Source organism: Blautia sp. AF19-1, assembly GCF_003479155.1.
Classification (GTDB): Bacteria; Bacillota; Clostridia; order Lachnospirales; family Lachnospiraceae; genus Fusicatenibacter; species Fusicatenibacter saccharivorans.
In genome coordinates, this window is the sequence record NZ_QUGQ01000020.1 from 62,961 (window position 1) to 74,519 (window position 11,559).

The following is an 11,559-nucleotide window of genomic DNA, read 5'->3' on the forward strand; positions in this document are numbered from 1 at the left end:
AAATTCATGAATATTTTAGAGTTTTTTCTGTTACAGTTCACTTGTATCTTATTTTTGACAGATTTCATGCTCGCATGAAAATCTGTCGAGAATAAGATACAAAGGGAGCGCCTGGTTATGAGCAAAAAGGAGCTGCGCAGCAGCGGAGAGCGCTGAAAGCGCGGTTTTGCGAATGGCGCGGGTGAACGTCCGTTTCCGCTTACCGGCGGCATACTGCCAGCACGTCTTCAAACTTCATTTTGCCGCCGAACAGATCCAGTGCGCTGCCAATTGTCACATCGACGTGGTTGTTTCCCAGTTTTTTGAGCAGCTCCAGGTCTTCAAAACTTCCCACGCCGCCGGCGTACGTCACCGGAAAATCTTTCATCTTCGCAAGCAGTTCCACCAGCTCCGTCTCAATGCCGGAAGCCTTTCCCTCGACATCCACGGCATGGATCAGGAACTCATCACAGTATTCTGACAGGTGATGCAGCAGTTCCTCTGTCACTTCTTCGTCCGTGAACTTCTGCCAGCGGTCCGTCACGATATAGTATTTTCCGTCCCGCTTCCGGCAGCTTAAATCCAGTGTCAACCGCTGCTTTCCTACCGTCGTCACCAGCTTGTCCAGATTTTCATAGAACACATGGCCGTCGCGGAACACATACGAAGTCACAATCACATGGCTTGCCCCCGCTGTCAGAAACTCGCACGCATTCTCCGCATCAATGCCGCCTCCCACCTGCAGGCCGCCCGGGTACGTCGAAAGTGCCAGCAATGCCTGGCGCTTCGTCTCCTCGTAAAACTCGGTACCTTCCTTGTTCAGCAGAATCACATGGCCGCCCGTAATGCCCTGCTCTTCGTACAGCTGCGCATAGTACGACGCATCCTGCTCCGAGACAAAATTCTCGCTCGCCTGATTTTCCTGATCTTTCAGCGATCCCCCGACAATCTGTTTTACTTTTCCGTTATGAATATCAATACATGGTCGAAATCTCATTTTCCCCGTTTCCTTTCTTTTCTCTCCCCTTAAGTTTTCCACATTATATCAAAATCCGACCATTCTGTGTATAAATTCACCAAATTTTCATGGTTCTTTCATAGAAAAGAAAGAAGAACCTGCTTTTTCCACAGATTCTTCTTTCTTTTCCGGCTTGCCGCCGTTCTTTATTTATCGATGTCCTCAAAGGCCTCTTTCACTTTATCCATAAAGCCTTTTTTCTTCTTCGGCTGCTCTGCAGTTTCGCCGTCGGCTGCTTTTTCTTCTGCTGCCGGGCGGTTTCCGCAGGCTTCGTCGAAGGCGCGGAGGGCTTCTTTTGCTTTCTCATTCAGTTTCGTCGGAGTCTGGACTACGAGTGTTACGTAGTGATCACCGCGCACATTGCTGTTGCGAAGGGACGGAACACCTTTTCCCTTCAGACGGATCTTCGTATCGGTCTGGGTTCCCGGTTTTACAGTGTAGAGAACGTCTCCGTCAACGGTGCTTATCTTCACATCGCCGCCGAGTGCTGCCTGCGCAAATGTAATCGGTGCGGTAGAGAAGATGTTCATATCCTGTCTCTGGAAGATCGGATGACGGGTTACCTGAACCTCGACAAGCAGATCTCCTCTTGGTCCACCGTTTACACCCGGCTCGCCTTTTTCACGGATCCGGATACTCTGTCCATCGTCGATTCCAGCCGGAATGTTGACCTGAATGCGTTTTCTGCTGGATGTATAGCCCGTGCCGTGGCATGCGGTACATTTATCGCGAATGATCTTTCCGGTTCCGTTACAATCCGGACAGGTCGTCACGTTTCTCACAGAACCGAACATGGTCTGCTGTGTGTACGTAATCTGACCAGTTCCGTTACATTTGGAGCATGTCTCCGGTGAAGTTCCTGGTTTTGCGCCGGTTCCGTGGCACGTTGTACAGGTATCCTTCAGGTTGATCTCGAGCTCTTTCTGGCATCCGAAAACAGCTTCCTCAAACGTAATGTGGACAACAGCGCGGAGGTTTGCTCCCTTCATCGGTCCATTGTTTGCTCTTCTTCTGCTTCCGCCGCCACCGAACAGGTCGCCGAAAATATCGCCGAAGATATCACCCATATCTCCGCCGCCAAAGTCGAAGCCGCCGAATCCGCCGGCTCCTGCTCCTCCGCCGCCGTTTTCAAATGCAGCGTGGCCAAACTGATCGTACTGACGCCGTTTGTCCGGATCGCTCAGCACGCCATAGGCCTCTGTTGCCTCTTTAAATTTTGCTTCGGCCTCTTTGTCTCCCGGGTTCATATCCGGATGATACTTCTTTGCCAGTTTACGGTATGCTTTTTTCAAGGTTGCATCGTCCGCTCCGCGGTCTACACCAAGCACCTCATAATAATCTCTTTTTTCTGCCATTTATGTTCACCTTTTTCATTTCTGTTTCGCAAAATACTGTTTCAGCATCTGTTTATGCCCAAACATATTTTACTATAACACATGTCAAAGGACAATGCCAGTACTTCCGCAAAAGCAAACGGCTGTCCTGTCCATCGACATAAATACAGGGGGCGGAATCGGATCCGTCCCCCGTAAATACCAGCCTCACAGGGCCCTTTCTGTATCTTATTTATTGTTTCAACTCACAGTCGGGTCTGATTTGTTAAACCTCTTTGTAGTCAGCGTCTACGACATCGTCGTCATGGCCGCCTGCTGCTCCGGCATTTCCCATATCCGGGCCTGCACCTGCTGCTCCAGCACCAGCGCCTGCTGCTCCGCCCTGCTGCTCATACAGTTTTGCAAACAGTTTCTGAGCGCTTGTCATCAGTTTTTCCTGAGCTGCTTTCAGATCAGCTACCTGTGCATCGGTCATCTCTTCCGGATTGCATTTTGCAATGAGATCTTTCAGTGCGTTCAGGTCAGCTTCTACTGCTGTTTTGTCGTTTGCATCAAGCTTGTCGCCGACTTCCTCGATTGCTTTCTCGGTCTGGAATACCATGGAGTCTGCATCGTTTCTTGCGTCGATTGCTTCTTTTCGTTTCTTATCCTGAGCCTCGAACTCAGCAGCTTCTTTGACTGCTTTGTCGATCTCGCTGTCGGACATGTTAGAGCCTGCGGTGATGGTGATGTGCTGCTCTTTTCCTGTTCCCAGGTCTTTTGCAGATACATTTACGATACCGTTGGCATCGATATCAAAGGTAACCTCGATCTGCGGAACGCCTCTTCTTGCTGGCGGAATTCCATCCAGACGGAACTGGCCGAGGGATTTGTTGTCCTTCGCGAACTGACGCTCACCCTGTACTACGTTGATATCTACTGCTGTCTGGTTATCTGCTGCTGTTGAGAAGATCTGGCTCTTCTTGGTCGGGATTGTGGTGTTACGCTCGATCAGACGAGTTGCAATACCTCCCATGGTCTCGATGGACAGAGACAGTGGAGTTACATCCAGAAGAAGGATATCGCCTGCGCCGGCGTCTCCTGCAAGTTTACCACCCTGTACGGAAGCACCAAGTGCTACGCACTCATCCGGGTTCAGGCTCTTGCTCGGCTCGTGTCCGGTCAGCTGTCTTACTTTATCCTGTACAGCCGGGATACGGGTAGATCCGCCTACCAGAAGGACTTTGGAAAGCTCGGATGCCTGAAGGCCTGCATCAGAAAGTGCTCTCTGTACCGGCTCTGCGGTTTTCTCTACCAGGTCGTGGGTCAGCTCATCGAATTTAGCCTTTGTCAGGTTCATATCGAGATGTTTCGGGCCATCTGCGGTTGCAGTGATGAACGGCAGGTTGATGTTGGTTGTAGTTGCGCTGGAAAGCTCTTTCTTTGCTTTCTCTGCTGCTTCTCTGATTCTCTGCAGAGCCATTTTATCATTGGAAAGATCTACGCCTTCCTGTTTCTTGAACTCAGCAAGGATATAATCTGTTACTTTCTGGTCGAAGTCATCGCCGCCCAGACGGTTGTTTCCTGCTGTGGAAAGAACTTCGATAACGCCGTCACCGATCTCGATGATGGAAACATCGAAAGTACCACCGCCAAGGTCGTATACCATGATCTTCTGCTCATTTTCGTTGTCCAGTCCGTATGCCAGAGCTGCTGCGGTAGGCTCGTTGATGATACGTTTTACATCAAGACCTGCGATTTTACCGGCATCTTTGGTTGCCTGACGCTGTGCGTCATTGAAGTAAGCCGGAACTGTGATAACTGCTTCTGTTACTTTCTCACCAAGGTAGTTCTCTGCATCACCTTTCAGTTTCTGAAGAATCATAGCGGAGATCTCCTGCGGAGAGTATTTCTTTCCTTCGATGTCTACTTTATAGTCAGTACCCATCTCACGTTTGATAGAACGGATGGTTCTGTCTGCGTTTGTTACAGCCTGACGTTTTGCCGGCTCGCCGACCAGACGGTCACCTGTTTTTGTGAATGCTACGATAGATGGAGTTGTTCTTTCACCCTCTGCGTTTGCGATAACGGTTGGTTTTCCACCTTCCATAACGGCTACACAGCTGTTTGTTGTTCCTAAGTCAATACCAATAATTTTGCCCATTGTTGTTTCCTCCTCAATGAATTATGCTAAAAAATGGTTTAATTTCTATTTATTTATCTTCAAGGCTTAATTAGCCACCTTGACCATACTGTGACGGACTACGGAACCTTTGTACATGTAGCCCTTCAGGAACTCTTCTACGACGATGTTCTCGCCGGCTTCCTCATCCTCCACATGCATCACTGCGTTGTGCAGGTTCGGATCGAATTCCTTTCCAACGGCCTCGATCACGGTTACACCGAGTTCATCGAGTGCTGTGGTAAACTGTTTGTATACTTTATTCATGCCGTCTGCGAACGGATCTTCCTCCGGGTTTTCCACCGTTGCAAGTCCGCGCTCGAAGCTGTCAACAACCGGAAGAATCTTCTCGATGATGTCTTTTGCTCCAATGGCATACATATTTGCTTTTTCTTTTTCGGTGCGTTTGCGGAAGTTATCGAACTCTGCCATCTGACGGGTCAGGCGGTCAGTCAGCTCTTCGATTTTCTCATCTTTTTTATCTTTTTTCTTTTTGAAGAACTTTCGTTCTTTGCCATCCTCAGCAGTTTCTTCTGCAGCTTCCGCTTCTTTTGCCTCTGCTGCTTTCTTTGCTTCTTCCTGCTCCGCAGCCGGTTCGGTTTCCGGCAGATCGGTCTCTGCTCCGGTTTCTTTTTCCATCTCGCGTGTAGGTTCTTCCATGGTTTCCTCTTTCTTTCTATTTTCTTCGCTCACTGATCATTCCACCTTTCTACTCACCTGTGTCCGGCTTTTTGAAGACGGCGTCCAGTTGAACTTTTAATGTTTTCAGGTTATCTACCACATTTTCGTAATCCATCCGCTTTGGTCCCACGATACCGATTGTTCCGCGCATACCGTTTCCCATATCGTATGTGGTGGTGACCACGCTGCAGTCCCGTAAGGGTTCCATCGAAGATTCATTTCCGATGTATACCTGAATACCGGTATTTTCCTCTCCGTCCTGCTCCTCGGCAGCTCCTTTGATCATATCGACCAGTTTCTGCCGTTCCTCGAATGTGGAGATCAGCTGGCTGGCTTTGCTGCTGTCGGAAAGCTCAGGGTACTTGAAAATGTTGGTTGCGCCGCTGGTGTACACCGGCACATCTTCTTCGCTGACTGCGATGGCTTCCGCTACGGTATCGACCACTTTGCTGATGATGCCGGAGTGGATGCCTGCCTGCTCTTTCATCTTCTTGATCATGCCAAGATTGATTTCTTCAATGGTCAGGCCATTGAGCTGTGTGTTCAGAAGCAGGTTCAGCTTTAATATCTGTTCATCGTTGATGGTCTCGTCGAGGTCAATCATCTGGTTTTTCACCAGGTTGCCTTCTACGACGATGACGGCCAGGAGCTGCTCTTCATTGACTTTTGAGAGCTGGATGAATTTCACTTTATTTCTGTGATATTCCGGTCCTGTAATCAACGTTGCATAGTTGGTAGATGAAGCGAGGACTTTGACAACCTGCTGCAGAACTTTTTCCATTCGGTCTGTTTTTTCAATGACCATGTTTTTGATGTCTGCAACTTCCTGTTCTTTTTCCCGCATCAGCTCATCTACATAGAGGCGGTAGCCTTTATCGGAAGGAATGCGTCCTGCGGAAGTGTGGGGCTGTAAGATGTAACCCATCTCTTCCAGATCGGACATTTCATTCCGGATTGTGGCGGAGCTTAAATTCAAATCCGTGTATTTGGAAATCGTTCTTGAGCCGACCGGCTCGCCCGTTTCCAGATACGTCTGGATGATCGCTTTTAATATTTTTCTTTTTCTTTCATCCAATTCTGTATCCACTAAGATAAGCTCCTTCCTGTTGTATAGTCCTGTTAGCACTCGTTTCAGTGGAGTGCTAACATCTATGCTCTTAAGATAGCACTCTGCCTTTTGTTTGTCAACACCTTTTCCCGGTTTTTCTATGAAGAAATTGTGAAAAAAGTATAAACCGTTTTCTTTCTGAAAAGGAATCTGACTTTTCTTTTTTATTGCATTCTACTGTTTCAAAGGCGCTATAGCCGTATGGTAGGATTCTGCCATTTTAATACGACCATTTAGTAGCATTTTCTCAGAGGTGATGAATCATGAAATATCAGAGACTGGAGGATCTGCGCACGGACCACGATCTGACGATCCGCCAGGTTGCCGACTATCTCGGCTGCAACCGCGATGTGTATACCCGATATGAAAAAGGCGTCCGGCAACTGCCGATCTCCATTGCCATCCGTCTGGCGGAGCTGTATCAGGTCAGTCTGGATTATCTGGTCGGCATCAGCGATGAGAAGCGGCCGTATGGATCCTGACTTTCCGGTGTCTCCGCCGCAGCAAAAGCAGGAGGACAGTTTTTCTTTTCCCTGTCCTCCCTGTTTTGCTTTTTCGTTTACAGATTCTGCAGATATTCCATCATCCGCGTTTCGCTGAGTTTCCATCCGTCCGGCTCCCCGCAGAGATACAGCGTAAAATGCCCGCACGGGACTCCGTTTTCCAGGTGGATGCCGGTATACAGTTCTACAATGAGGAGTTCTTCTGCTTTTTCTTCATATATATTAGTGATCTGATAGATGCGCTCTCCCTTTTCGTCCACCGGCCATTCTTTCTTCAGCACATCCCTCAGACGGCTCTCCTGCCCCTGCGCTTCGCATTCTTCCTCCCGGCTGATCATTTTTTCAAACGCTTCCGGCGTCTCCATCCGTTCCACTATATTCTGGACAAAATCTTCTATTTCTATTCTTTCTGCTTTTCCCATTCGTTCCCCCATTTCTGCCGTACATATTTTTCTGTTTTCTGCACAGGCTGTCTTCACCCGCCGTTTCTCTCTCCCGCCCTATTCTCCAATTTGCGACCATATGATCTGATTTAACTTTGTCCATCCAACCGTTTGGTAGTATGGGTTTGAATCTGAAAGGATGGTACAACGTATGAAATACCAGAGAATTGAAGATATGCGGATCGATCAGGATCTCACCATCAAAGAGATTTCTGCCCTGCTCGAATGCAACCGCGACGTCTATTCCCGCTACGAAAAAGGAATCCGCGACATCCCGATCGACTATGTGATCCGACTTGCACGGTTCTATGACTGCTCGGTCGACTATCTGCTGAGTGTCTCCAGTAAAAAGAGAAAATTCGGCGATTAATTTTTTTATTGTTGTCTTTTTTATTTTTGTGTTTTTCGTTTTGATGCGACCGTTTGGTCGTATTTTATATTATAATGGTATTCTTATTTTGCGTCAATTCTGAACAAGAAGGAATCAAAATCGGACGCAAAAAAAGCGTGCCGGAAAGTTTTCTGTCGCTTTTCCGGCACGCTTTTTTTCATGCTCTTTTCTTCTTTTTTATTCTTCCATGTCATCCAGGCTCTTCTTCAGTGTGATCATTTTGTCACGCAGCTCGGCGGCCATTTCGAAGTTGAGTTCGGCGGCAGCGGCTTTCATCTGTTTCTGTACCTGGCCGATCAGTTTTTCCAGTTCTTCGCGGCTCATGGACTCCGGGTCTTTTTCCATCTTTTCTTCTGTCTTTGCCACTTCTTTCGAAATGCTGATGAGATCGCGGACGGCTTTTTTGATGGTGGTCGGAGTGATGCCGTGTTCTTTGTTGTAGGCTTCCTGCAGGGCACGGCGGCGCTTCGTCTCGTCGATCGCGAGTCGCATGGAATCGGTCATCACATCGGCGTACATGATAACATGGCCCTCGCTGTTTCGCGCGGCACGGCCGATGGTCTGGATCAGGGAGGTTTCGGAACGCAGGAAACCTTCTTTATCGGCATCCAGGATCGCCACGAGTGTGATTTCCGGGATGTCGAGACCCTCACGCAGAAGGTTGATACCGACGAGCACATCGAAGACATCGAGACGCATATCACGGATGATCTCGGTCCGTTCCAGGGTGTCGATATCGGAGTGCAGGTAGCGCACGCGGATGCCGGCCTCTTTCATATAGTCGGTCAGATCCTCTGCCATACGCTTCGTCAGCGTCGTCACGAGAACTTTGTTGTGTTTTTCAGTTTCTTTCTTTACTTCCGAAATCAGATCGTCGATCTGTCCCTCCACCGGGCGCACCTCGACATCCGGGTCGAGAAGGCCGGTCGGGCGGATGATCTGTTCAGCGCGCAGCAGCTCGTGGTCTGCCTCGTAGTCGCCCGGCGTGGCAGATACGAAGAGGATCTGATCGATCCGGTCCTCGAACTCGCCGAAGTTCAACGGGCGGTTGTCTTTTGCGGACGGCAGACGGAATCCATAGTCCACCAGCGTCGATTTCCGCGACTGGTCGCCGGCATACATGCTGCGGATCTGCGGAACAGTCTTATGCGACTCATCCACGATGATGAGGAAATCATCTCCGAAATAGTCCATCAGTGTGTAGGGCGGCTCGCCTGGCTTTAATCCGGAGAGGTAACGCGAATAGTTTTCGATGCCGGAACAGATGCCGGTTTCTTTGAGCATCTCAATATCGAAATTGGTCCGCTCCTCGATGCGCTGGGCCTCGATCAGTTTTCCCTCGTGCTTGAAGAACTTCACCTGCTCTTCCATATCCTTTTCAATCTCGCCTGTTGCTTTCAGGATCGTGTCCATCGGCACAACGTAGTGGGAGGCAGGAAAGATTGCGATGTGGTTCAGTTCACATAAGATTTCACCCGTCAGCGTATCGATCTGCACCAGACGGTCAATCTCATCCCCGAAGAACTCGACGCGCACCGCCTTGTCCGTCTCCTCCGCCGGAAAAATCTCCAATACATCACCGCGCACGCGGAACGTACCGCGGTGGAAATCCATATCATTCCGGTCATACTGAATATCAATCAACTGCCGGATCACATCGTCCCGGTCCTTTTCCATTCCCGGGCGGAGCGAAATAATCATCTCCATGTAGTCCTTCGGGCTTCCGATTCCATAGATACACGAAACACTGGAAACCACAATGACATCGTTCCGCTCACTCAGTGCAGAAGTCGCGGAAAGCCGCAGCTTATCAATCTCATCGTTCCGCGCAGAGTCCTTCGCAATATACGTATCCGAAGACGGCACGTAAGCCTCCGGCTGGTAGTAGTCGTAGTAGGAGACAAAGTATTCGACGCTGTTTTCCGGGAAATATTCTTTGAATTCTCCGTAAAGCTGCGCCGCCAACGTCTTATTGTGCGCAATAATCAAAGTCGGCTTGTTCAACTGCTGGATCACATTCGCCATCGTAAAAGTCTTGCCAGAGCCCGTAACCCCTAGTAAAGTCTGGCATTGGTTGCCTTCCCGGAACCCTTTGACAAGGGTTTCGATTGCCTGCGGCTGGTCTCCGGTCGGCTGATAATCTGACACTAATTTAAACTTTTTCTGTTCGTTTTCCACTTCAATACCTCCCGATACGACTAGTATCAACCAGAAAATTCGTGTAATTTGAGGTCAAAATTCGTGTAATGGCCTTTATTTTTTTTAGTCAAAATGGCAATTACACGAATAAAGTCACTAAAAATATTTTTTTTGACTGGGCGTCACTTACCATAACGCCCAGTCATTCTTCAAAACAGAATAGCACAAAACAACATAATTATAAAGGTACAATCCTAAATTTTCTTTGTCAGCTTATGCATCTGATTGTATAAATATTCAATTCTTGCTTGCGAACATCTGTTCTTTTCTCATTGTAGCAAAAAAGAAATATAAACACAAGACCAATCTATAATTACTACTATGTTTTTAACAAAATAAAAAACCGCCTGCGTGAAAAGCAAACGGTTCTCTATCTCTATAACATTTCATTTTTTCCTTCTGCCTGCAAAAAGTTCTCTACTCTATTAAGAAATTCTTTTGCATTGCAAATCTGATTTTCCGAGTCCTCTTTTGATGCAATAAAGAAATCTGAGTAGTCACATTTTTCTCTAATGCGGTATGCACTGTCTATCAGTTTATATGTACCCCTATCGAACTTTCCTCCATGCACATAAACCTGATTAAAATGAGCAATTACAGAACTATGCTTCGAAGCATCAAAGCCTCCCAGAATATTTACCGCCCTAATCGCGTGAAAGATTGCATAATATGATCTGTTTATCGCAACCTTATAAAATCCTGACCGGTGATTGCTTACAGCCGCTTCCATATCTTCTTTGGCACGAGCGAAGCGATATTCTGAAAGAGTTTTTACATCAAGCTGCATACAGAACCACTCCTTCCTCGGACACATTTCTATAAAATGGAGAAATTGTCATCCACGTCATATATTCTTGGTAACTGACATCAATAATTGAAAAAACCTTAAAATACTTTATCGAAATATCCGTTGAAACATCGCTCAGTTTATCTTCAAACATCCTTAATTCCTGATCAGTTCCATCCACAAGAACCATAATATCTATATCCGACTCATCGGTAGCTGTTCCACGTGCAACAGACCCATATAAAATTACTGCTTTCAGTTTTTCTTGATATACTTTCTGTAACATATCTGCCAATTCCGTCAATATCTTTTTCAATTCTATATCCTGCAATTTTTCCATCCGTCTGCCCCACCTTTCCTAATTATTCTTAATAACATTATAACCAACTTGCTGCAAAAAAACAATGCACACAGTATTTTCATTTTTTGACCTGTTATCAGACCACTATAATCATTTAACATTTCTAAAAATATATAAACTTATTTCTCCAAAAAGAAGAGATAGCCTAAGCTACCTCTTCCTCCAAATACCATTCTGCAATATCATCCATCTCTGTCACATCCGAATAATCGTACACAATGATTACCGGCGCAGCTTCCTCTTTGCTTTCCTGCTCTGCATCATCTTCTGCTGTTACGCTTTCATCTTCTACTATAACAATCTCCTGAACACAATCTGCAATAATCGCCTGTATATCCGTATAAGTGTCCACCGTAATGATTGATTTTGAATGCCCCAGCGCAGCGGCTACCGCTTTCTGGTTTATATCATTCTTCATTAGAAGCGTTGCGTATGTATGTCTAAACATATGTGGCGTTATATTCCTTTCAATTCCCACCAGTTTCGTATATTTTTTCAGCATCAAGCGCATTGATTGCTCCGTAAATCTATTTCCTCTTCTAAGTTAGCAACCACCAGTTCAACTGGTGGTTTATTATTAGCCCTCCAAAGGGC

General features: G+C 47.1%; 11 protein-coding genes and 1 pseudogene. 2 read left to right on the top strand and 10 right to left on the bottom strand.

All coding sequences use genetic code 11. The features are described from left to right. Nucleotides 1-199: 199 nt before the first annotated feature. From hisA to hrcA, 5 genes are all read right to left on the bottom strand, one after another. On the bottom strand, nt 200-976 hold the full coding sequence (gene hisA, locus DWX26_RS13135) for a phosphoribosylformimino-5-aminoimidazole carboxamide ribotide isomerase (RefSeq protein ID WP_118601598.1): 777 nt from the start codon (nt 974-976) through the stop codon (nt 200-202). Between the two features lie 167 nt (nt 977-1,143). Further along, the gene (gene dnaJ, locus DWX26_RS13140; RefSeq protein ID WP_117761695.1) at nt 1,144-2,352 is read right to left on the bottom strand and encodes a molecular chaperone DnaJ; all 1,209 of its coding nucleotides are present in this window, start codon (nt 2,350-2,352) and stop codon (nt 1,144-1,146) included. Between the two features lie 244 nt (nt 2,353-2,596). After that, the gene (dnaK, locus tag DWX26_RS13145) at nt 2,597-4,474 is read right to left on the bottom strand and encodes a molecular chaperone DnaK (protein ID WP_055218405.1); all 1,878 of its coding nucleotides are present in this window, start codon (nt 4,472-4,474) and stop codon (nt 2,597-2,599) included. 66 nt (nt 4,475-4,540) lie between these two features. Further along, on the bottom strand, nt 4,541-5,152 hold the full coding sequence (gene grpE / locus DWX26_RS13150; RefSeq protein WP_055218747.1) for a nucleotide exchange factor GrpE: 612 nt from the start codon (nt 5,150-5,152) through the stop codon (nt 4,541-4,543). Between the two features lie 49 nt (nt 5,153-5,201). Then, complete coding sequence (gene hrcA, locus DWX26_RS13155; RefSeq protein WP_022461073.1) at nt 5,202-6,260, bottom strand: heat-inducible transcriptional repressor HrcA; 1,059 nt, start codon at nt 6,258-6,260, stop codon at nt 5,202-5,204. Between the two features lie 284 nt (nt 6,261-6,544). Between hrcA and DWX26_RS13160 the strand changes: the two genes are divergently transcribed. Further along, nucleotides 6,545-6,763, top strand: a complete 219-nt coding sequence (locus DWX26_RS13160; RefSeq protein WP_055218403.1) for a helix-turn-helix domain-containing protein — start codon at nt 6,545-6,547, stop codon at nt 6,761-6,763. A 77-nt stretch (nt 6,764-6,840) separates the two neighbouring features. Here the strand turns inward: DWX26_RS13160 and DWX26_RS13165 are convergent, their stop codons facing one another. Beyond that, complete coding sequence (locus DWX26_RS13165; protein ID WP_022461735.1) at nt 6,841-7,206, bottom strand: hypothetical protein; 366 nt, start codon at nt 7,204-7,206, stop codon at nt 6,841-6,843. A 172-nt stretch (nt 7,207-7,378) separates the two neighbouring features. Between DWX26_RS13165 and DWX26_RS13170 the strand changes: the two genes are divergently transcribed. Beyond that, on the top strand, nt 7,379-7,597 hold the full coding sequence (locus tag DWX26_RS13170) for a helix-turn-helix domain-containing protein (RefSeq protein WP_055228291.1): 219 nt from the start codon (nt 7,379-7,381) through the stop codon (nt 7,595-7,597). A gap of 198 nt (nt 7,598-7,795) precedes the next feature. Here the strand turns inward: DWX26_RS13170 and uvrB are convergent, their stop codons facing one another. The 4 genes and pseudogenes from uvrB to DWX26_RS13190 form a co-directional block, all read right to left on the bottom strand. Then, nucleotides 7,796-9,796 carry an excinuclease ABC subunit UvrB gene (uvrB, locus tag DWX26_RS13175; protein ID WP_118601599.1) on the bottom strand — a complete coding sequence of 667 codons (2,001 nt, stop codon included), beginning with the start codon at nt 9,794-9,796 and terminating at the stop codon, nt 7,796-7,798. A gap of 397 nt (nt 9,797-10,193) precedes the next feature. Next, nucleotides 10,194-10,604 (bottom strand): HEPN domain-containing protein, encoded by a 411-nt coding sequence (locus tag DWX26_RS13180; protein ID WP_055265118.1) that lies wholly within the window; start codon nt 10,602-10,604, stop codon nt 10,194-10,196. Further along, a complete protein-coding gene (locus DWX26_RS13185; protein ID WP_055265120.1) occupies nt 10,594-10,944 on the bottom strand; it encodes a nucleotidyltransferase domain-containing protein in 351 nt (116 codons plus the stop codon). The genes DWX26_RS13180 and DWX26_RS13185 overlap by 11 nt, the downstream gene beginning before the upstream one ends. A 166-nt stretch (nt 10,945-11,110) precedes the next feature. Then, nucleotides 11,111-11,494: pseudogene (locus DWX26_RS13190) on the bottom strand (tyrosine-type recombinase/integrase); the annotation flags it as partial. Between the last annotated feature and the right edge of the window lie 65 nt (nt 11,495-11,559).

What these genes read in the sequence shown, in the direction of transcription:
- DWX26_RS13170 (WP_055228291.1), top strand. Translation starts at nt 7,379, where the DNA reads ATGAAATACCAGAGAATTGAAGATATGCGGATCGATCAGGATCTCACC.
- DWX26_RS13165 (WP_022461735.1), bottom strand. Translation starts at nt 7,206, where the DNA reads ATGGGAAAAGCAGAAAGAATAGAAATAGAAGATTTTGTCCAGAATATA.
- DWX26_RS13160 (WP_055218403.1), top strand. Translation starts at nt 6,545, where the DNA reads ATGAAATATCAGAGACTGGAGGATCTGCGCACGGACCACGATCTGACG.
- dnaK (WP_055218405.1), bottom strand. Translation starts at nt 4,474, where the DNA reads ATGGGCAAAATTATTGGTATTGACTTAGGAACAACAAACAGCTGTGTA.
- hisA (WP_118601598.1), bottom strand. Translation starts at nt 976, where the DNA reads ATGAGATTTCGACCATGTATTGATATTCATAACGGAAAAGTAAAACAG.
- DWX26_RS13185 (WP_055265120.1), bottom strand. Translation starts at nt 10,944, where the DNA reads ATGGAAAAATTGCAGGATATAGAATTGAAAAAGATATTGACGGAATTG.
- grpE (WP_055218747.1), bottom strand. Translation starts at nt 5,152, where the DNA reads ATGGAAGAACCTACACGCGAGATGGAAAAAGAAACCGGAGCAGAGACC.
- DWX26_RS13180 (WP_055265118.1), bottom strand. Translation starts at nt 10,604, where the DNA reads ATGCAGCTTGATGTAAAAACTCTTTCAGAATATCGCTTCGCTCGTGCC.
- dnaJ (WP_117761695.1), bottom strand. Translation starts at nt 2,352, where the DNA reads ATGGCAGAAAAAAGAGATTATTATGAGGTGCTTGGTGTAGACCGCGGA.